Origin of the sequence: Alteromonas australica (genome assembly GCF_000730385.1) — a bacterium.
Classification (GTDB): domain Bacteria; phylum Pseudomonadota; class Gammaproteobacteria; order Enterobacterales; family Alteromonadaceae; genus Alteromonas; species Alteromonas australica.
Genome location: NZ_CP008849.1, coordinates 3,363,896 through 3,385,010, shown reverse-complemented (window position 1 = coordinate 3,385,010; position 21,115 = coordinate 3,363,896). Strand labels below are relative to the sequence as shown.

At 44.8% G+C, this 21,115-nt stretch carries 19 protein-coding genes; 8 read left to right on the top strand and 11 right to left on the bottom strand.

Features of this window, described 5'->3' with window-relative positions:
• Positions 1–83: 83 nt before the first annotated feature.
• From EP13_RS14825 to EP13_RS14810, 4 genes are all read left to right on the top strand, one after another.
• Positions 84–518, top strand: coding sequence for a hypothetical protein (locus EP13_RS14825; RefSeq protein WP_052364438.1), 435 nt, complete (start codon positions 84–86; stop codon positions 516–518).
• A gap of 12 nt (positions 519–530) precedes the next feature.
• Positions 531–845, top strand: coding sequence for a helix-turn-helix transcriptional regulator (locus tag EP13_RS14820; RefSeq protein ID WP_044057964.1), 315 nt, complete (start codon positions 531–533; stop codon positions 843–845).
• 111 nt (positions 846–956) lie between these two features.
• Positions 957–1,301, top strand: a complete 345-nt coding sequence (gene erpA / locus EP13_RS14815) for an iron-sulfur cluster insertion protein ErpA (protein WP_044057963.1) — start codon at positions 957–959, stop codon at positions 1,299–1,301.
• 140 nt (positions 1,302–1,441) lie between these two features.
• A complete protein-coding gene (locus EP13_RS14810; RefSeq protein WP_044057962.1) occupies positions 1,442–2,014 on the top strand; it encodes a glutathione S-transferase family protein in 573 nt (190 codons plus the stop codon).
• Positions 2,015–2,028: 14 nt separating this feature from the next.
• Here the strand turns inward: EP13_RS14810 and EP13_RS14805 are convergent, their stop codons facing one another.
• Positions 2,029–3,012, bottom strand: coding sequence for a D-2-hydroxyacid dehydrogenase (locus EP13_RS14805; protein ID WP_044057961.1), 984 nt, complete (start codon positions 3,010–3,012; stop codon positions 2,029–2,031).
• 272 nt (positions 3,013–3,284) lie between these two features.
• Here EP13_RS14805 and EP13_RS14800 point away from each other — a divergent pair, with 272 nt between their 5' ends.
• The gene (locus tag EP13_RS14800) at positions 3,285–3,731 is read left to right on the top strand and encodes an SRPBCC family protein (RefSeq protein ID WP_044057960.1); all 447 of its coding nucleotides are present in this window, start codon (positions 3,285–3,287) and stop codon (positions 3,729–3,731) included.
• Between the two features lie 84 nt (positions 3,732–3,815).
• On the opposite strand, the gene EP13_RS14795 is transcribed toward EP13_RS14800, so the two are convergent.
• The 5 genes from EP13_RS14795 to EP13_RS14775 form a co-directional block, all read right to left on the bottom strand.
• Complete coding sequence (locus tag EP13_RS14795) at positions 3,816–4,937, bottom strand: alkene reductase (RefSeq protein WP_044057959.1); 1,122 nt, start codon at positions 4,935–4,937, stop codon at positions 3,816–3,818.
• A 170-nt stretch (positions 4,938–5,107) separates the two neighbouring features.
• Positions 5,108–10,690 (bottom strand): response regulator, encoded by a 5,583-nt coding sequence (locus tag EP13_RS18940; protein ID WP_081869515.1) that lies wholly within the window; start codon positions 10,688–10,690, stop codon positions 5,108–5,110.
• Between the two features lie 42 nt (positions 10,691–10,732).
• Positions 10,733–11,776, bottom strand: coding sequence for a response regulator (locus EP13_RS14785; RefSeq protein WP_044057958.1), 1,044 nt, complete (start codon positions 11,774–11,776; stop codon positions 10,733–10,735).
• 194 nt (positions 11,777–11,970) lie between these two features.
• Entirely contained in the window at positions 11,971–13,188 is a 1,218-nt protein-coding gene (locus tag EP13_RS14780; protein WP_044057957.1) for an anhydro-N-acetylmuramic acid kinase, read from the bottom strand.
• A gap of 7 nt (positions 13,189–13,195) precedes the next feature.
• Positions 13,196–14,521, bottom strand: a complete 1,326-nt coding sequence (locus EP13_RS14775) for an OapA family protein (protein WP_044448466.1) — start codon at positions 14,519–14,521, stop codon at positions 13,196–13,198.
• A 298-nt stretch (positions 14,522–14,819) separates the two neighbouring features.
• On the opposite strand from EP13_RS14775, the gene tyrS reads away from it, so the two are divergent.
• Positions 14,820–16,019, top strand: coding sequence for a tyrosine--tRNA ligase (tyrS, locus tag EP13_RS14770; protein ID WP_044057956.1), 1,200 nt, complete (start codon positions 14,820–14,822; stop codon positions 16,017–16,019).
• 58 nt (positions 16,020–16,077) lie between these two features.
• On the opposite strand, the gene EP13_RS14765 is transcribed toward tyrS, so the two are convergent.
• The 4 genes from EP13_RS14765 to EP13_RS14750 form a co-directional block, all read right to left on the bottom strand.
• The gene (locus EP13_RS14765) at positions 16,078–16,431 is read right to left on the bottom strand and encodes a DUF1428 domain-containing protein (RefSeq protein ID WP_044057955.1); all 354 of its coding nucleotides are present in this window, start codon (positions 16,429–16,431) and stop codon (positions 16,078–16,080) included.
• A 66-nt stretch (positions 16,432–16,497) separates the two neighbouring features.
• Entirely contained in the window at positions 16,498–16,902 is a 405-nt protein-coding gene (locus EP13_RS14760) for a DUF2721 domain-containing protein (protein WP_044057954.1), read from the bottom strand.
• Between the two features lie 67 nt (positions 16,903–16,969).
• Positions 16,970–17,377 carry a rhodanese-like domain-containing protein gene (locus EP13_RS14755; RefSeq protein ID WP_044057953.1) on the bottom strand — a complete coding sequence of 136 codons (408 nt, stop codon included), beginning with the start codon at positions 17,375–17,377 and terminating at the stop codon, positions 16,970–16,972.
• A gap of 211 nt (positions 17,378–17,588) precedes the next feature.
• Positions 17,589–18,443: a right-handed parallel beta-helix repeat-containing protein gene (locus tag EP13_RS14750; RefSeq protein ID WP_081869514.1), complete on the bottom strand. Its 855-nt coding sequence runs from the start codon at positions 18,441–18,443 to the stop codon at positions 17,589–17,591.
• Positions 18,444–18,604: 161 nt separating this feature from the next.
• Between EP13_RS14750 and EP13_RS14745 the strand changes: the two genes are divergently transcribed.
• Positions 18,605–19,507, top strand: coding sequence for a hypothetical protein (locus EP13_RS14745; RefSeq protein WP_044057951.1), 903 nt, complete (start codon positions 18,605–18,607; stop codon positions 19,505–19,507).
• A gap of 371 nt (positions 19,508–19,878) precedes the next feature.
• On the top strand, positions 19,879–20,193 hold the full coding sequence (gene rhaM, locus EP13_RS14740) for an L-rhamnose mutarotase (RefSeq protein ID WP_044057950.1): 315 nt from the start codon (positions 19,879–19,881) through the stop codon (positions 20,191–20,193).
• 114 nt (positions 20,194–20,307) lie between these two features.
• Here the strand turns inward: rhaM and EP13_RS14735 are convergent, their stop codons facing one another.
• A complete protein-coding gene (locus tag EP13_RS14735) occupies positions 20,308–21,096 on the bottom strand; it encodes a DUF1961 family protein (RefSeq protein ID WP_052364436.1) in 789 nt (262 codons plus the stop codon).
• Positions 21,097–21,115 lie beyond the last annotated feature (19 nt).

The following is a 21,115-nucleotide window of genomic DNA, read 5'->3' as shown; positions in this document are numbered from 1 at the left end:
GGTGAAAGGCGTTGGAATGGCCGTGGAGGCGATGAATTAGCCAACGGGAATAAATAAGATGATGAGGTGAAAAAGGAAAAACTATGGCACACTCAACAAATACGACAAGCAACGAAAAAACGAAAATGGCAACATCTGGTATTAGAGAGGGATATTGGTTTTACTTCAACGATGAAGGCGTAGACATTGCCGTCAATGGTTCTATGTGGTCTGGTCGGGAAACGGTATACGTCAATGATAATCCCGTTTCGGATAAGCGTGAAATGTTCAAGGTTAAAAGTAGCCACACTTTTACCCACGCAGAGCAGGCCTACAGGGTGACCTTTGAAATGGACAATATTCTTACCGGGCGACTTGAATGCAGTCTTTTCAAAAACAACAGGCTAATTGCCAAGCAGGAAAAGGCGGCTTTTGACTCTGCTAAATCGTTTATTAAGATTATTGGAGTGGGCTTTCTCTTTGGCTTGCTGATAGGTGGTGCCGCGCTAGCCTTATTTATGCAGTTTGCCCCAGCCTAGGAGGGGCTTATTGTGGAAGTTAACGCGTCTCGGGTAAAAGCGCTTAGGCAGCAGTACCAATGGACACAACAAGCGTTCGCTGACCTATGTTCAGTGAGTTTAAGAACAGTGCAACGGGTTGAAAAGACCGGTAATGCGTCGACCGAAACAGTCATGGCGATGTGCGCCGTGTTTAATATTGAACAAGCTGACTTAAAGGTTATTCCGCCACAAGGCTCTCAGGCTGAAACAGAAGTACGATTTGCCCCCATGTGGACGCTGTTAATTGCTGCGCTCATGCTAGGGAGTATGGTAGGAGCTGGGTTAATGTATTGGCTGATGTCGTAAACTAAGCTTGATTCGTTAAGTTTTGCCCCAATAGTTGCTAGCAGTACGCAAGTATTAGATAATTGCGCTCAAGCAAAAGTGCATAGGCACTCGGTTTATTAAGAGGTGGGTATGACTGTAGAAACAGCGTTGCCAATTGAGTTTTCTGATGCAGCGGCAGCGAAGGTTAAAGCCCTTGTGACAGAAGAAGAGAATCCCGACCTAAAGTTGCGTGTGTACGTGACTGGCGGTGGATGTTCGGGCTTTCAATACGGCTTCACATTTGATGAAAAAGTTAACGACGGCGATATGACTATCGAAAAGGATAGCGTAACACTCGTGGTCGACCCCATGAGTTTACAATACTTAGTTGGCGGTGTGGTGGATTACGTTGACGGGTTAGAAGGGTCACGGTTTTTGGTTGAAAACCCCAATGCCACCACCACATGCGGATGTGGCGCTAGCTTTAGCGTGTAGTCAGCGACAGTAAATGAAAACTAGGCATACATCGTATTATTCCGTATGCCTGTCTTCTTCTTGTTAAAAATCATTTCCCAATCTTCATTTTATCTGGCTACACTGGTTTCTTAAGCTAGTTCAATTTATGGACGTATTTTATGAAACTTTATGGTTCAACCACTTCTCCTTATGTTCGCCGTATTCGTATTGTTTTATTTTCAACAGAGCATGAATTCTTAAATTTGCAGATTTTTTCGGGTGAAGATAGAGCGCTTTTAGCGTCTCGCAACCCCACATTAAAAGTGCCTTGTTTAGAAGATGATGGCGAAATGATTTTCGACTCTCGTGTCATTTACAACTATTTAGCAGAAAAGTTAGACCATGACGGGCTGAGTTGGGAAGAAGAAAACCAGCTGACACTAATCGACGCGGCTAACGATTCTTTTGTACAGCTGATGTTATTGAAGCGCTCTGATATAGATATAACCCAAGACAAATTATACTTTAGCTTACAAAACGAGCGGATTGAAGCAGTACTTTCCACCCTTTCTGAGCAGTTAAGTCAAGGTGGCTTCAGTGGCTGGAGTTACCCTGAAATATGCCTTTATACTATGATTGACTGGGTGTTGTTTAGAGAATTACACGACATGAAAGCCTATCCTCAGTTACTGGAATTTCATGAAAAACACCAAGACCGAATTGAAATTACGGCCACTAACCCACGAGATTAGTGACCCAGACAGGCTTAATATCCTTTTGCAAAATCACATTGGTACAGCAATGTGTCACCATGAGCAAAGCGTGTGGCATTGTCGAGAAACACGCTCGCCACATCAGCAGGGCGAGACTCTGCTGCTGTGTGCGCGGTAACGGTTACCTTAGGATGGCGCCAAAAAGGGTGTGAGCTAGGCAAAGGTTCTTGTGTAAATACGTCTAGCACAGCATGGGCAAGATGGTGCTTGTCGAGGCTGCTAAGAAGCCCTTCGTCATCTACTGCGTTTCCACGGCCTGCATTAATAAAGATGCTGTGAGGCTTTAAACAGGCAAAAAAGTCTTCGTTTAGTCGCCCATAGGTGCCCGGCGTGTCAGGCATGAGATTAACCACATGATCTGCCTGTTGGGCAAACTGGTGAAGTTCTGCGGTGGCATACATGCGTTCAACCCCCTTAACCGCGTTACCACTTCGCGAGACACCAATCACTGTCATTCCAAAGCTTTGTGCCACCGGCATTAACGCTTTGCCAATATCTCCCACGCCTATTATCCCTAGTGTTTGCCCACGCAAAGGCATGCGTGTAGCCGATTCCCACCGAGGGGGCGTAGCGGCTTGCTGTTCAGCAAATCCGTCGAGGTTTCTGGCATGTTGCAAAAGGTAAGCAAAGACATATTCACGCATGAGCGGCCCAAATACCCCTCTTAGTGCGGTCAAGGTGTAGTCGGTTTTGCCTCCGTTAAGCAAAGGCGCGTTCCCAGCCCAGGTAGACTGGCACCAGGTTAAATTTGTGCAGTCAGGAATAATTTGTGCGGCTAAATCTGGGTCGGCAATCATGACCTCAACGGCGTCACAATTAATCTTTGAAGGGGTGTCTGTGGCTTGTCTTATCACCACTTCTGGCCCTGCTTTTAAACAGCTGTTTTTCTTCATAGCAGTATGGAGTTCTGTGCGTATGGCGTCAGCGTTTTGGCTTAAAATGGTGATAGGCAAAGCGGGTAAAAAGGGACGTGTCATTGGTTTAAATACTCCACGGTAAACTTATCCTTCCTCTTGTTATGACGATGATTAACGACACAGTCCTTTAACGCAATGGGATATCTCGTTATATTTTTGACTTCAAGTTGTTGTTTTTAGCGTTGGCGATATAACAAAAAGTCTAACAAATGTGTGGTTAAGTTATTTCCTAACCATGCCGATAAAAGCAATGAAGATGTTCTCCTTCACCCGAGCCTATTAGTTTCACAGGCTCGGGATTTTTTCGTTGTATCAGCACTAAGGGTGTTTTCATGCATCAATTTACTATAGATGTCACATTAGACGGAAGCTTACCGTTTATCTACGCAGCTTTTCACGAGCCTGAATATTTATCAGAATGGTTTGCTCCAGGCGATTGCAGCGTAACCCAGGTTATGAGTGATTTTAAAGAAGGTGGCCGTTACCGCATTAAAATGCTAGAACCCCATGGCACAGAAGTATCCTTGACCGGCGAATACGTGACCGTGTTAGCAAACGAGAAGCTTGCATTTTCCTGGGCATGGGAAGATAACTTGGAAGACTCAGTGATGACAGCGGTAGATGTTCATTTTGAAGCGGTGAATGATGGTCAGGTTAGACTGGTGGTCATGCAAAGTGGCTTTGCCAATCAAGATGAAACAGATCAGCATCAATATGCATGGATGTCTTGTTTAGAAAAGCTGGCTGTTTTAGCCAGCGAAACATCGAACTTTAATTAATTAGAACACCAGTTTAACGAATTGAAGATACGCTAACTGCCAATGAAAAAGCGGTTAGCGCACTTAATCTTCCTAAGCCTGACATCAGGTGAGAGAAGTCATCGCGTCTTTACCCGTTTTCTCGCGATAGGTGGGAAAATCTGTATACCCTTCTTCACTTCCACCGTACCAAGTAGACGGGTCATCAAATGCCGCCAATGGGTAGTCGTGTTTAAATCGGGTGGGTAAATCTGGATTGGTGATCCAAGGGCGGCCAAACGCAATCATGTCTGCATCGCCATCATTAATACGCTGTTCGGCATCTGCCTTAGTGTAACCACAATTGCCTATCAACAAACCATCATAAAGCGCTCTAAACTCTGCCAGTGACATAGGCTCCCCCCGCTCATGAAAGCCAAATGCGAGGCCGTCCATGACATGCAAGTAACCCAGCTTGCGCTTATTTAACTGCTGAGCCACGTAGGTGAAGGTTTCTCTGAAGTCGTCGGCGCCCATATCGTTAAACACGCCATTGGGAGAAAGGCGAACCCCTACGTTTTCCGCAGGCCATACATCGAACACGGCATCGAGAATCTCGTGTAAAAAACGATAGCGATTTTCAAGGTTCCCGCCGTATTTGTCATCACGTTGGTTGCTACGACTGTCCAAAAACTGATTGATCAGGTAGCCATTGGCAGCATGCACTTCGATACCGTCGAAGCCTGCGGCTTTCGCATTGACGGCGGCCTTTTTATAATCATTTACCGTGCGCTGAATATCATCGTACGACATCGCTTTTGGCACTTCGTACGCTTTTTTACCTTTTGGGGTATGAATCTCATCCCCTTGAATAGCAATAGCAGAAGCAGAAAGGGGAAGGGCACCGTCATGGAAGTCACTGTGTGATGCTCTGCCTGTGTGCCATAGCTGAAGCACTATTTTGCCATCCACTTCATGGACGCGATCAACCACTGAACGCCAGCCATCAACCATTTTGTCAGTGTAGATCCCCGGTGAATCTACCCAACCTATTCCTTCTTTTGAAATTGCGGTGGCTTCGGTAATAATTAATCCTGCATCAGCTCGCTGTACGTAGTGATCCCCCATTATTTTATTAGGGATGCGATCGCTGCCAGCACGGCCTCGGGTCATAGGTGCAAGAACCATTCTATTGTTAAGGCTGTTATCGGCCCATGTCAGTGGGCGAAAAAGAGCAGAGTCTGTCATTTTGTAATCCTTTATATGCGGTTTTATTTAACATGTAGTGATTACTTAAATGGCTTCTTCTTGGATTGATTCAATGGTGAAGGTGAGTGCAAAAATATCTTTCATAGTGTGAAATTGAATATTGAGGGGGCTTGAAAAAACTACCATCAAGGGGGGCCTGGGATCTGTGACTACACAATGTTAAGAAGCTTGTTAGCGTGGGTAGTTGCAGTTTCAAAGTCGTACAGCCGCAGTGCTTTTGCTATGCACTCAAGCTCACTGATAACTTCGCAGGACAGGCCTTTTGCATTTCTGTTGAGTTCTTCCACCACATCTACTGCTTCAGTGTCATAATCGTCAAGTAAGTCGAGCAGTTGGTGTAATCTTGCGGTAAATGTTTCAACATCAATGCTGTCGTTTTGCAGGGACTCTGTCGCAGTGAGCTGCGCGTCGACAGCGTCAATGGATGAAACCACACGTTGCAAACTCTCTAGCATGGTGGCTGTGGCTTCATCAGCTTCGATGTGGATATTGGTATTTAACTTACGTTCCAGAATCTCTGTGTCTTGGTATAATGTTTGTGCCCCAATACTGCCCGCTAACCCCTTCAATGTATGGATTTCACGGGTAACATCTTTGTAACGACGTTCTTCTATCGATGTCTTCAGCGTGTGCGCAAAATACCGATATTTTTCGGCAAATTTCAGCAGGTGCTTTTGATAAAGTGCAACATTGTAATTGGCGGATAAAAGCCCTTTTTGAAGATCCACGCCAGAAATAGAATTAACAGGGAATTCAACGTGCTCGGGGTCATTATTTTCAGTAATAGCATGAATCTTTGACGGCACTAAAATACGGCTAAGGGTTTCGTACATCACCCTCACGTTTATGGGTTTTGCAATGTGGGCATTCATGCCACAGGCGCTAACTTTGGCGATATCGTCGGCCATCACATTCGCTGTCATGGCAATAATAGGCAGCGTTTGATATTTTGCTTTTTTGCGAATTTCTCGAGTGGCGGAATAGCCGTCCATAACAGGCATTTGGCAGTCCATTAGCACGCCGTCAACGTTGTGTTTTTCCAGTAGCGTGAGTGCTACCTCACCATTTTCAGCCACCGTTGTTTTTACACCTACGGCATCAAGTAATTCACACGCTAATTCCTGGTTCATCTCGTTATCTTCAACCAGAAGTAGGTGTAGGCCGCCAAGAATGTGTGCAAAGGCGGTATTGTCATTGGCACTTTTTAACCTGGTCTTAGCGACCTTATTTACCCCGACACTGCGTGATATGGCCTCTAATAACGTGGACGCGGTAACAGGCTTGGTTAACGTATTCTCAATATCAAGGTGTTTGGTTTCTTCTTCCATGTCGTTACTGTTGAATGCAGTCACCATGATAATTTTAGGCTGATAGCAAATTGAAGCGTGTTGACGAATCTGAGCCACGGTTTCGAGCCCATCCATGTGTGGCATTTTCCAATCCATAAGAATTAAATCAAAGGGCTGTATGTGTTGTTGTTCTAACAAAGTCATGGCTTCATGACCGCTACTAACCACTTTATGTTGGATGCCAAAGCTTGTGAGTTGGCTATGCAATACCTCTCTGGCGGTTTCACTGTCGTCAACGACCAGGATATTTAAGTGTGGTTTTACGCTATGTTGTATATTGGTTCTTTCTGATTCTCTGTAGCCTAAATTAACGGTAAAGAAGAATTGACTGCCTTTATCTATTTCAGACTCAACCCAAATGTCTCCGCCCATTAGCCCCACAAGATCTTTTGATATTGCGAGTCCAAGCCCAGTGCCGCCATATTTTCGTGTAATAGAGGAATCTGCTTGGCTAAAGGATTGGAATAATTTCCCTTTTTGTTCCGGCGTCATGCCTATGCCGTTGTCCGACACGCAAAATTCAAGGCTACAATGTGAGTGGTTTTCGTTGCGTAATTTCACCACGACAACTATCTCCCCCTCTTCGTTGGAGAACTTAACCGCATTATTTCCTAAATTTAGTAGAATTTGGCCTAGTCTTAAGGGATCTCCAATAAAGGTTTTGGGTACGTCATTGTCTATGTCGAAGTAAAGTTCTATCCCTTTTTCATCGGCCTTAAAAGCGATGGCGTTTGCCATGTTTTCGAGCACGTCGTCTAGCTCAAACGGAATTTCTTCAATTTCTAAACGACCCGCTTCAATTTTAGAAAAGTCGAGGATGTCGTTGATAATTCCCAGCAGTAACTCGGCGCTACGGTGCACTTTCTCAATATAGTTTTGCTGCTTTGCATTCAATTGGGTTTGTAAGGCAAGGTGGCTCATGCCTATGATAGCATTCATGGGCGTGCGAATTTCATGGGACATATTGGAAAGAAAATCTGACTTAGCTTGTGTTGCGCTTTCTGCCTTTTCTTTCGCTTCTTTTAACGCGGTCTCCATGGCTTTGGCTGTATTCACATCAAGGTGAATACCAAACATTTTAAGGGAGTGAGTGTCGCTGTTTTCTCTGACTGCGCGGCCTACGCTCAGCACCCATTTGTATGCACCATCAGCACATTGCATACGATACTCGCAGCGGTAATCATGTGTTTCGTTGCTCAGGTGCCTTTTTAAGCCAAGTTCGCACTTTTCTTTATCATCAGGGTGAATTAAAAACGGAAGAATATTCGTATCTGCACCATAACGAGACGCTAGCTCATCCTTGGTATAGCCAAGCATCGAGGCCCATACCGCGTTGGTAATCAAGGTATCGCTGGCAGGATCCCATTCCCAGGTACCGGCATTCGCGCCCGTCATAGCCAGCTCTAATCGTTGTTCTGCTTCAGCTAACTCTTTAAATGACAAACTGTTTGATATGGCAACAGACGCAAAGCTTGAGGCAATGCGAAAAATATTTACTTGTGATGTATCAAATGCGTTTGGCGCGTTTGCATAGATGGCGACTACCCCTAGCAAGGTGTTTCCTGCCATTAGCGGCTGGCATACCGCCGATTGGGTGTGTTCACCATTAAAGCATTGCGAAGGCGCTAATCCGGCCTGCTCCCATTGTTCTGTTGTTTGTGCAATAAACTCTCTCTTGCAATTGATTGTCCAAGCGACAGGGTCATTAGATTGATTGGTATCAACGGATGTCGGTTGACTACGTTGGCCGTCAACCATGGTGAAAATAAAACTCACTTGATGGGATTGCGGGTGATATAGGCCCACCATAAAGCTATTCGCTTCAAGGGCTTGGTCGAGTTGCTGAAACAGCAGTTTCGCAATGTTTTCTGTATCCGTAGTGGCAGCGAGGTCGCGCCCTACATCGCCTAGTACAAATATATCTCGCGTTCTTCGCTCTACTTGGGCAGAGAGGTATTTCTCGGTTGCATAATGCTTGTTAAGCCGGTTTTTATAAAAAGCGTAGATAAGCAGTAACAGGCTAAGTGGGGCTAATATTTTGAACCACAGTGTTTGATACCATAAGGGCGGTACAATCAGTGTTAAGGTTTGCGGTTTAAGGTTCCAGGTACCATGGTTATTACTGCCAATCACTTCAAAAAGGTAAGTGTCAGGTTGCATGCGCGCATAAGACACTGTGTAGCGATCGGTTATGTCACTCCACGTATCATAGTAGTTGACTAGGCGGGTGCGATATTGGTTATCTTCACTCGCATGGTAATCGAGAGCTGCAAACGTTATGGTTAATTGTTTATAGTCGTTAGGAAGTACCAAAGACGTGGGTACGGGAAACACTTCTTCGCCGTCTATTTCAACGCCAGTAATGGCGAGCGGGGGAATTGCGTCGTTGGCACTAACGGCATTAGGGTTAAAGCCGGTAAGCCCATCAATACTGCCAAAATAAATAAAACCATCAGAGGCTAACAAGGCGGAGCGGGGGAGGAAAGTATTGCTGTGTAAACCGTCGTTAGTGGTAAAATACTGAAATTCCTGAGTATTAGGGTTTAGCCGATAGATGCCTTTCGAGGTGGCTAGCCACAGCATTCCTTGACGGTCTTGCACCAAAGACAGTACCGCGAACCCTACGCCATCAATATCTAAACTGATGGTTTCAAATGACTTTGTAGACGGCGTATATTTTTCTAAGCCGCGGTTAGTCGCGAACCAAATAGTATCGTCAATTGCCTGCATAGCCGCATTGATATGGTTGCTGCTTAAGGTGTTAGCATCGTCATTGGCGTTGTAGTTGATAACCCCTTGCGTTGATGGGTCAATTTGAAACAAGCCTTCTCCTTGGGTGCCCACCCAAGCGTTATTTTGATTGTCAATAAAAGTGAACTCCGCATCAACTTCATCTAGGTAACGCTGCACTTCGTTCGTTTTAGGTTTCCAGCGCACTACATGGCGATACTTGGCTAAATTCAACCATAGCCAACCCTCGGCGTCGTGCGCCACCCATTCAACCGTGTTGTTTAAACCGCCAGCCCAGTCTAAGGCTATTTCTTCTAAATCACTGGAAGAGGTGGCTAAATAATAAAGACCAAAGTCGGTGCCTAGGTATAGCCCCTCGTTGTTATCGTAGGTCATGCTATCAATACGAAGGCGATTCAAACTGTCTAAATTTTCTTGTGACATCTGTGGGGTAAATTTAGATATACCGTCGAAATTAACCAAGCTTCTTCCTGTACCCAGCCACATTTCTCCATTGGGTTTTTGCGCCATAGAAATTATTTGCGAAAACAACCCCGACAACATTTGGTTGCTTAGAATATTTGTCCAACCCTGGAAGCGAGGTGGGTTTAGAAACACTTTTTTTATCCCTGAGTAGCGGGTGGCCGCCCACAGCAGACCGGAGGATTCAACCATAACTTGCCGGACGTCGCGGTTGTCTAACAATGCCCAATCACCATTCTCAGCCGCGGGCTCGAAAGTGGCTTTGCGGGTATTGAATTTAAAAATACCGGCAAAGGTAGAAAGCAGCAGCGCATCTTCGTAAGGGGTAATTTTAGTGACGCTAGGTATGGCTCCAGCAGGGAACTCAATGGGAGCGTAGCGATTAGATTTAGGATAAAAGCGGCCAAAACTATTGCGTGTCGCTATCCACATATACCCTTTTTTATTAATATAAATCGCTCGTACTTCTGGGTGATCTAGGCCATTAGGCGTATCACCAAAACGTTCAAATTGGGTGGTATAACGGGATTTTCTATACAGCCCATCAGAGGTGCCAACCCAGATATTATTGCTAGGATCCTCGGCAATACTCCAAACGCGGTTGTGACCGAGTGAGGTTTTATCATTAGGGTTATGTTCAAATCTAACAAAGGTATTGTCGACGTCGTTAAACAGGTTTAAGCCCCCACCATTGGTGCCTATCCAAATTTGCCCTGAACGCGATTCGAAAATAGCTTGGATTTTATTCCCACCTAATGACGACGGGTTTTCTTCATCTTGCAAGAAGTGCTTAAAGTTTTGCGTTTTTCGTTGATAGAGGTTTAGTCCCCCTCCCCAGGTGCCTATCCACAACCTATTTTTGCTGTCGATGAGCATGGCGCCAACACTGTTATTTGACAGCGAGGAAGGGGTATTTTTATCGTGTCGAAACGAGGTGAATGTGTAGCCGTCGTAACGCTTTACACCGTCGGCAGTCCCAAACCAAATAAAGCCTTGCTCGTCTTTAGCGACATCGTAAACCTGGGGGTTAAGTAGGCCGTCGTGAAGAGAAAGGCTTTCAATTTTTTGTTGACCATACACGGGAAGCAAAGCGCAACAAAATAGCAGCATGGCTATCATTGCTCTTACGATATATGCACTGCCAGCGCGATAGGGGAAATGTCGCATCATGGGCTCTTCTTCGCGTGAATGTCGGTGGGCATGACGAACACCTTATTTGTGCGCTGCAAATATCTCGTCGCCGAAACGTGTTTGTATTTCCCTAATTTCTTCTAAACATTCTAAAAACAGGGGAACAAGAGTAGGGTCGAAATGCTTACCAGCTTCAGATTCTATCAGTGCAATTGCGCGTTCTTCGCTCCACGCTTTTTTGTAGGGGCGCTCACTCGTTAGCGCATCAAATACATCGGTAATCGCTACAATTCGTGCAGAAAGCGGAATAGCCTCTCCTTTTATACCCTGAGGGTAACCACTTCCATCCCATTTTTCATGGTGATAAAGCGCGATTTCTCTAGCCATATTTAGCAAGGGTTCGTCACTATCGCCGATAATTTCGCATCCGAACTGCGCATGTTTTTGCATGATCTCCCACTCTTGTGGATCAAGCCTGCCTGGCTTTAGCAAAATTGAATCAGGAATACCTATTTTTCCCACATCATGCATAGGGGCAGCGTTATGAAGAAGGTCTATCCATTCTTCAGACACATCTAATTTTTCAGCGAGGAATTTGCTGAAGTAACTCATGCGAATAACGTGCATGCCGGTTTCGTTATCTTTGTATTCTGCAGCTTTGCCTAAGCGACGAATAATCTCAAGACGCGTGTGGTGCAAGTCTTCTGTGCGCTGTGCAACAAGTGCTTCAAGGTGACGCGCCTGATCGTAAAGTGCAATCTGAGCTTTAACTCTCGACACGACGATGGGCGGGCTTATTGGTTTGGCGATATAGTCGGCAGCGCCTAAATCGAAGCCCTTTTGCTCGTCTTCAATTTCACTTTTTGCGGTGACAAAAATGACAGGAATTGCGGCGGTAGACACATCCTTTTTTAGGCGGCGGCAAACTTCATAGCCGTCCAGGTCGGGCATCATGACGTCAAGGAGAATAATATCGGGTTTGTTTTTACCCTGCGCAATCTTAATCGCTAAGGCACCGTTCATGGCAGCTTTAACTTTAAAATAAGGGCTAAGTACAGCTGATAGTAGGTCGATATTTTCCGGGGTATCGTCTACAACCAGAACGGTTTTCTTTTCTCCTGACAACGCGAAATCTCCTTTTTCATGCGTTTATTAAACAAGTCAAACAGGTTGTGTTATTTGCACTGCGTTTAATCTGAAGTGACGAATCTGCTTGGAAGGTGATGATAGATTCGACTTTAGTATAAAGTTTAGCCTAGTGAAGGGGAAGCAGACAATGATTATTTGTGCTAAAGGTATATTTATCTATACCTGTGTAGTTATTTGTATAACCCGCCCAGTACCGTTGCGGCAGATGCGCCAGTGACAGCGGGAATATTACCGGGAATATCGTGAATATACGCATAGGCTAGCCACGCAAAGGCGGCGCCTTCAACGTGTTGAGGATGTATGCCAAGCGCCTCGCTGGTTACAACTCTATAGGCTGGAAGCCGGTCTTTTAACTGTTGCATAAGGGCGAGATTAAATACGCCTCCACCGCAAATGACGACGTCGCTTTTCTCGTCATTGGCGCCACACTCGTTAAGTTCGCGAGCAACATCATCAGCAATAGTTTGTGCGGTCAGTGAAAGCAAAGTGGCTTGCACATCTTGAGGGGGAATAGAGGAAGGGGACGTATTTGCGTCTCCTTGCTGACGGGGATGCTGTCGTTTGTCTGCTGGTGCATTAAATTGTGACAAGTAGTTGGCTAGCCATGCAGGATTAAAATACTCACGCCCCGTACTTTTAGGGGGGGAAAGTGCAAAATACTTATCTTCCAACAGCCGTGCTAACAGCTCAGCATGCACCTGGCCTTGCCGCGCCCAGTTGCCATGCTCATCGTAGGGCAGGTTTTGGTGCCGTTTAATCCAATGATCCATGAGGGTATTACCTGGGCCAGTATCGAAGCCCTTTGGCGGTTTTGTTGACTGGCAGGGAGGTAAAACCGTGATATTGGCGATGCCGCCAATATTCACTAATGCGCGATACTTTTCAGGGTCAGAAAATACCGCAGCATGGTAGGCGGGCACTAGAGGCGCACCCTGCCCGCCAAGGGCAATATCTTTGCGGCGAAAGTCGGCCACCACGTTAATATTCGTCAGTGCAGCAATGGTGCTTGGATCGCCAATTTGGCAAGTGAACCCACGCATGTCTTGCGGCTTAAATACTGCCGATTGAATGTCTCTATTTGGATAATGGCGAAGGGTCTGGCCATGAGAACCAATGGCGCAAATCGTCTTTGCAGAAACCTGATACTTATTCAGAAGTCCTAAAGCCGCCTGAGCAAAGACTTCCGCTACCCATCTATCGGCAATGGCAAGGGTGTTGACTTCGTCCGTTGAGGGCACGCAAAGGGCGTGTAGGGCACGCAGTAGTGACTCAGGGTAGGGAAGAGAATAGGCGCCTAGCGTTGTACATTCATGCTCAGATATTTCGCAAAGGACGGCGTCTACGCCGTCCATGCTGGTACCTGACATAAGGCCAATGAACTTAGCCATTCAAAGGTTACTTCATCGCAAGCATAATGCGCTTGTTGTTGTTAAGTTGCTGTTGGCGAACGTCGACAATTTCCATAAATCTTGCACGCTCTTCTTTAGCAATAGGCTGCGCTTTGGGCAATTCCACCGTACGCGGGTTTCTGTGTACACCATCCACTAAGAATTCATAGTGTAAGTGCGCGCCAGTCACCATACCCGTGCTACCCAAATACCCAACCGTTTGCCCTTGCTTAACCGTGTCGCCCACTTTTACCGCACGTTTCTTAAAATGCAGGTACTTGGTGGTGTACTTTTCCCCATGCTGAACAAACACATGGTGACCATTGTATTTATCGTAGCCTGATTTAATGACTTTACCATCACCGGCAGCCATAACCGGCGTGCCGACTGCCGCAACGTAATCGGTGCCACGGTGTGCCTTCCAGCGTTTTTGCACTGGATGGAAACGCGCTTTAGTAAAGTTAGAACTCACATACCTGAAGTTTACCGGTGCGCGTAAGAAACTCTTACGCATACTGCGTCCTTCCGGGGTATAGTAGGTGCCGTCTTCATGCAAAATGGCACTAAAAAGCTCACCTTGGTTGGTAAATTCAGCGGCCACGATATCGCCGTAACCGACAAACTCACCATCAATGTATTGTTCTTCGAATACCACATTGAAGGTATCGCCAGAACGAATTTCCATGGCAAAGTCGATATCCCAACCGAATATACCCGCAAGATTCATAATTTGGTTGCTGGTAAGTCCGGCTGTTACGGCAGCGTTCCAAAAACTTGAGTGAATTTCACCTTGGGCAAAATTGTATCGAATATCTACATCTCGCTTTTCAAGTTCAGCCACCAAAGGCGCATTGTCCTTTGACGAGTCTGGACGTACAAACAAGGTCTCTGTTGAAGACAGCTTATACTTTAACTCGCCAAACCCGCCTTCTTTATTCGTTTTGAAGGAAAGTTCATCACCAGGCAACAAGGTCACGAGAGTTTTCGTCAATTCGCCAGCTTGAGTCACGTTATACACGTCACGAGAAGTAAAGCCTGCACGTTTGAAAAGCTTAGCTAAGGTGTCGCCACTTCTCACTTTGTACGTTTGCCAGCTAGACTCTTCTTCACCGGTTAATACATCGGTAGAGGGGGTGATATGAAGCTCTACTGGATAGCGAACACCCGCATCAAGAATATAGGCTTCTTGATGACGACTGGCTTCTACCGATTCTGACGGTAAAAGAATCAGCGTGCCTAGAAATAAGCTCGCTACGGCGATGCCTGTTCTATGCTGCTTGGGTAATTTTTTAAATAGATTCAGCGCCTTTGAGGCGTCTAATTTCTTTCTCATACTACTGCCCACCTGAGAATTTTTATGTGTACTACACGGTTTCACATACGTCACTATTAATGTGACTTTTCTCATTATATTGTTAGCGCAAATTGTTACACCCAAAAGCTCTTATCTTCGCGATTGATTCATTCAAATCAGGACAATTCAATGCGCAGCGTTGCCCGTAAAGCTGTTGGGTTTAACAACATGACAGTTTGTAATTCGTTTTTTGACGCGCAAACCTTTCAATGGTTCCGTTGTACGCGTAAAATGCGGCCAAAATTATATTAATGTTATCAAAGAGTGTGAATAACTAATGAAAGATTGGCAAACAGCGCTAGCTGAGATTAAACGGGGTGTAGATGAAATACTCCCCGAAGAGGATTTAATCGAAAAACTAAAATCCGGCAAAACCTTAACTATTAAAGCGGGTTTTGATCCAACTGCGCCTGATCTGCATCTTGGTCACACTGTTCTGATCAACAAGTTGCGTACATTCCAGCAACTTGGTCACAAGGTTGTTTTTCTTATTGGTGACTTTACTGGTCTTATCGGCGATCCTACAGGTAAAAATGTCACACGCAAGCCCCTAAGTAAAGATCAGGTATTAGAAAACGCAAAAACTTATCAAGATCAGGTGTTCAAAATCCTCGATAAAGAGAAAACTGAGATTCGGTTTAACTCTGAGTGGATGGACGAGTTAGGTGCTGCTGGCATGATTAAGTTGGCCGCTAGCCAAACCGTGGCGAGAATGCTTGAGCGTGATGACTTTAAAAAGCGTTACAACAATGGCCAACCTATTGCTATCCATGAGTTTCTCTACCCACTAGTGCAAGGGTGGGACTCAGTGGCTCTGAAATCTGATGTTGAACTTGGTGGTACTGATCAACGATTTAACCTGCTAATGGGACGTGAGCTTCAAAAAGAGCAAGGCATTACCCAACAATCTATTGTGATGGTACCGCTCCTTGAAGGCCTAGATGGCGTTCAGAAAATGTCTAAATCACTGAATAACTACATCGGTATCACAGACGCACCGAATGAGATGTTTGGTAAAGTGATGTCTATTTCCGATGATTTAATGTGGCGTTACTACGATTTGCTAAGCTTCCGTCCGCTTGAAGAAATTGCTGAGCTTAAAACGCGTGTGGAACAAGGTGAAAACCCACGAGACATCAAAATTTTGTTGGCGAAAGAAATTATTGCTCGTTTCCACGATGAAGCTGCTGCTGAAGGCGCGCATCAAGACTTTATCCAGCGCTTCCAGAAAAATGCAATCCCCGATGATATGCCAGAAATAGAGATTGCGTTAGGTGACGAAGGCATCGCTATTGGTAACCTTTTGAAAGAAGCTAAGCTAGTGGGTTCTACGTCAGATGCCATGCGCATGATTAAGCAAGGTGCCGTTAAAATTAACGGCGACAAAGTAGAAGATACCCGTTTAGTTATTGCTGAGAAAGGTGAAAACGTGTATCAGGTGGGTAAACGCAAGTTTGCGCGTATTACCCTAGCGTAAACGTTAAATCGCACTATCTAAAACCGCTGATGTTTTCAGCGGTTTTTTTTGCCTAGCGCTAAAGTGTCAGCAAAGGCTCAAAGCCGCCATAAATTAATCGTTTACCGTCGAATGGCATGGGGTTTTCTCCCTCTTGCATTCTGGGGTCATCCATAATTTTCTGCCAACCAGAGTCCCTCACCTCTTTAGAGGGCCATATTGCAATGGAGAATACAACGGTTTCATCATCTTTTGCCTTCACTGCAAGGGGGAAGGAGGTTATCTCTCCACTTGGTACATCGTCGCCCCAAGCTTCTATGATTTGAAGTGCGCCGTATTCTTTAAAGATACTGCCTGCCAACTTAGCGTGTTCAAGGTAGGCTTGTTTATTTTCAGTGGGTACCGCTACGACAAAACCGTCTATGTAGGACATGGTTAGGCTCCGTTTTTGTGTGGAATGATTAACCTAACCTATATTTTTGTTTTGAGGCAATAGTATTTATTTTCGAGATTTCATAGTAGGTGCGTTCTTAATACCGTCTAGATGAACGTCCAGTGCTTCTACGGAAATGAGAATTTCTCTTACCGACATCCATAACGAATACAATAAGGACACAAGACTCGCTGCAAATACCCAATTTCCAACTTGCTGGTAGGTGAGGTAAATAGCGAGCATAGAGACTACACACAAGAAAAAGCTTCCTACACCCGCTATCTGCATGCGCTTAATCAGCTGTATTCGTAAACGAAGATTTTTAATTTGCGCTTGAGTGTTGTCATCAGCTTCTTCTTTAGAAAAGTTTCTAATAATGGTGGCGAGTGTGAGAAAGCGATTGGTGTACGCCAACAACAGTAATGATATTGCCGGAAACAACATGGCTGGTGTTGCGATATCTATTTTCATAGGGAAGGTACTTTAGGCTGAATCAAAAAAGTGTATCACAGAGAATGGATCGCCACATAGAGTGGCTTTACATTCTATCTATCGTTGCGCCTATTTCATTCCAGCCCAACATGTCGCCCTCAAAATGCATCACCTCACTAAAATCCATTTCTTCGAGCATCTTCATAGCAATATGTGCTTTTTGGCCTGACTGACAATAGATGATAATGGGTTTACCTTTGTGTTGCTCCAGTTCGCTTAGGTAATCGTTGATGCGCTCGTGAGGCATGTTGATTGCGCCTGGAATATGGCCGTTTGCAAAGGCCTTTGGAGAACGAACGTCAATAAGCATCCAATCGTTATTCTTCACCCTCTCCATAAGAAAAGGGGAGGTGGCTACTGATGTTTGTTGTGCGCGTGCTTTGGCAGTGCACTGAAGTGACACAAACAGTGAAACAGCAACAAAAACAACGCAGAAAGCTATTACAAAACGCATGAAGGATCCATTAAACTCAATTCGACTTAAGTATAGCATCGTGCACATGGTTGTTCATACCCCGTGGTACTCATTTTAGTTCATTTTGTGACCTAAATTTGTAGTGTAGAAGTATGAACATGCGCTCGTTATCTTCACTCTTCTAGAGGGGGAAATGGCCTCAGGATACCTCTTTAAAGAACATTAGGTAGAAATTCTGAGGCTTCCTAGATCAGTTTGCAATATTGCCACCACAATCTGCGTTAATGCTGTTGCCAGAGCCCCCCCTTATTCTGCAGTTAGGGGTTCCTCGTACCTTTCCACTACTTACGACCGTGTTAGACGAGTCTTGGATGTAAATACCTTCTTTGTTACTAGAGGCGATATCGACATAGTTAACCGTGGTACCGTGGGAACCACTAACACTAAAGAACCCCCGGCCTGAATTGCGCGATTTGACTGTACCAACTTGAATGTTACCGCCATTATTATTCGCGACTCTGAAGGTAGCATAACCACCATATTGATCGTTTCCATCGCCTTCTACCCTAGACACAGTTCCGTTTCGACTTCGGTTGAGAAGTAATCCGCAGCCATCGGTATTGTTTGCTTTAACCGTACCAATCGTGAAACCATTAGTATCCCATAGTTCTACAGCATGCCCGCCAACATTATCAGCTTCAATACTGTTCAAGGTCACGGTCTTATTTTCTGTGCCTTTATCGAATCTGATGCCACCTACGCTGCTCCCCATATTCTTCATCTTAAAATTCTCAATAGTGACACTGCTGCAGCCTCTAGCGAGCAGGGCATAACGGGGACTGTTAGTTACAGTGACGTTTTTTATCGTTACGCCACGCCGGTTAAAGCAGCGAAACAAGCCATTATCGGAAATGTTGCCACCGTCAATAGTTCTTCCACCAAAATCATAGGTTTCATTGTCGAGCAAATTAATTGGCGACGTGGGTTTATCTGGTATTTGAGTCGTGTCCGCTGCATCAGCCACACTCACTAATGACAGAGCAATTGCCAATGCACCCATGGGGGATATCCACAAAGCCTGTTTTCTCGCGATTCTTGAAGTCATAAAGCGTTCCTGTCCTGTTGTTGGAGTGTAAAATATATGTTAAATTTTTATTTAATCAATCAAACTTAGTCATAATCGATTGTTAAGTTTCAATTTGATTCATAATTGAAACCCAAAGCAGGAATGATATTGAGTTGGAAGACGTGTAGTGAGGTGAGCGAATGAAAAAGGGGTATGACATTGCACTTGGTGTCGCAATTGGCGTGGTTGTTACCAGTCTAGTCTTCTCTAAATGGTATGAAGATATGGCGCACGATCAAGACAAACCTTTGCTGAACAAAATAAATGATGGCGACGGAGCACAAAACGATTGCACTATGTCTTCTTCAATGTCATGGCAAAATTCGGGTCTAGAGAATAATGAGAAAGGTCATATAGAAGCTGGCTACGAAGCCATGATTAGAGGAGATAGATCAAAACTTCTGGATTTCTTGTTTTTGCTCCGAACTCATCCATCACCTACTGAGTTTATGGTTTATAAACTATTAAACGCGAATTATTCCGAGCAGAGAATTCTACTTGATGCGCTCTCCCTCGAAGATGAAGGCCTAAGACTCACCGTATTAAATAGTCTTTTCCGTGAAGGTACGTCACAAGCGGTAGATTTGGCCCTTGATATCGTAAAAAATCACCACTTTTCATCTACCTCTTTAGAAGTAGAAGCACTCTTGATTGAGCAAAGTTATCATATGGAGAAACCTACCCATATCGCTGATATCGCGAGACTGCTAAATTTACGTAGCGCTCAGGCGCACAAAAAAGAAGAGATAGCGCAGCATATGGAGACATTATTATTATATCAAAACCCGGATATCCAGGTGCAAGCCATTGCTGGTATTACGCTGTACGGTTCTCAATTAAGTCTGGTATCGGCAATAGAGAAACTTTTATCGCAACCTGATTTGGCATTAAGGCGTGCGGCCATTCAAGCAATGTACAGTGTAGAGCCATCTTGGCTCCACTCCAACTTGATTCATGAAGTTGAACACATCGCGGCAAATTCTTCTCAAGAAAATTCATTACAGAAACTGGCTGAGGATATTTTAGATTTTCACGGCCTATGAACTATTCATGTGTTCACAAACCGTCGAGTTCTATGTTTCTCATTTGAACTTTAATGTTTCCTCGTATTTACATTGCTTGAATATTTATGATTGAATTTGATTGTTAAGGGCTAGTGTGTGAAGTTCGACCGGTGTTACATAGGTTTTCGGGTTAAATAGAGTAAAACCATCGTCGATGTCAAAGTGAACGCAAGAGTCATTTGTATATTTTTTATGGCGCGTTTACGCATAATCACCTCAAACCCTACATGTAGGCGCGCCGCCTTATTTTAACCTTGAGCCACAGGGGGGGACTCGGCATAATCGTTTGCAGGTAACGAAATCAAGGCTGACTAAGTGCGTTGTCAGTGAGCTCTAATAGGATATTTGAAATGGAAAAAATAGCGTTTGTAATGCAGTTGCTGCCCGGTTTTGAGGATGAATATAAAAAACGTCACGATGAGATTTGGCCTGAACTTGTGGCTTTATTGAAAAAAGCGGGTATCCACGACTACTCAATATTTCTGCACCCAGACACCTTGCAGTTATTCGCAGTGTTAAAACGGGAATCGACTCACGATATGGATAACTTACCCGAATACGAAATCATGCAAAAGTGGTGGGAATTTATGGGCGATATTATGGAACACAACGCCGATAATAGCCCGGTTGTTCAGCCGCTTACGCGAGTATTTCATTTAGACTAGAGCCTGTTGATCGCTGCCAAAAAGTACAACAAAAAACAACAGGTTCTAATATCACTTTTCGTGAGTTCGAATGTAGAGAAAGTTAAGCAAGTAACGACACTGGCCTCGTGGATGCTACGAGTTTTTGTACGCCCATACTTTTAAATTTCTATACTGAAACTGAGTCCACTTCATCTGTCTAAAACCTATGTAGCCGTCGGCCAAAGGTTTGCCCGTGTCGACATTGTCTACAACGGGGGTGTTGTCTATATAATCAATCACTTTTTCGTCATTGATAAACAGTTGAATATGCGCACTTTGCTTCACTAACGTAATAGTGTGCGGCTTTGTTGAGTGAGCAGGTATACCCACCTTTCCTTTTTGAAGTAGTGAGAATGTATTGTTTTTTCTCAAATTTGCGTGTTGACGATCAGGGTTGTGCGCCGCGTTTGCATAGTAAGAAATATGATAACTTTTAATGTCACCCTCGGTATATTGAGTGAATGTACCGTTGCGAGGTAGAAGCTGGCTGTCGAATATAGACTCGCCATTCACGCCCTTTGCAGCAAAAAAAACAATGACTAACCCAGCCTCGGTATTAAGGGCTTGCGCTTGCCAACTTGCGACAAAGCTGTCTGGAAAGCGTATAGGTGCCCAGTACACGTGATGCATGGCTTCATCAGGTGACCACATTTGCATCCAATTGTTTTCGAAGCTTACCTGTCCAGGCCCCTCCATTTGCCAGCCGGTCATATCTTCGGCATTTTGCATGGGGTTATCATAAATAAGCTGCATATGTTGAGTAACTTGTGCAGGGACTGCGTTAGGGGGCATGGTATCAGGTGCCTTTTGGCAGCCAGACAATGACAGCCCTACGAGTGTAAATAAGCTAGCTTTGGCTAGTAAAGTAAACGTATTCGACACAGTGATCTCTCCCCTGAAG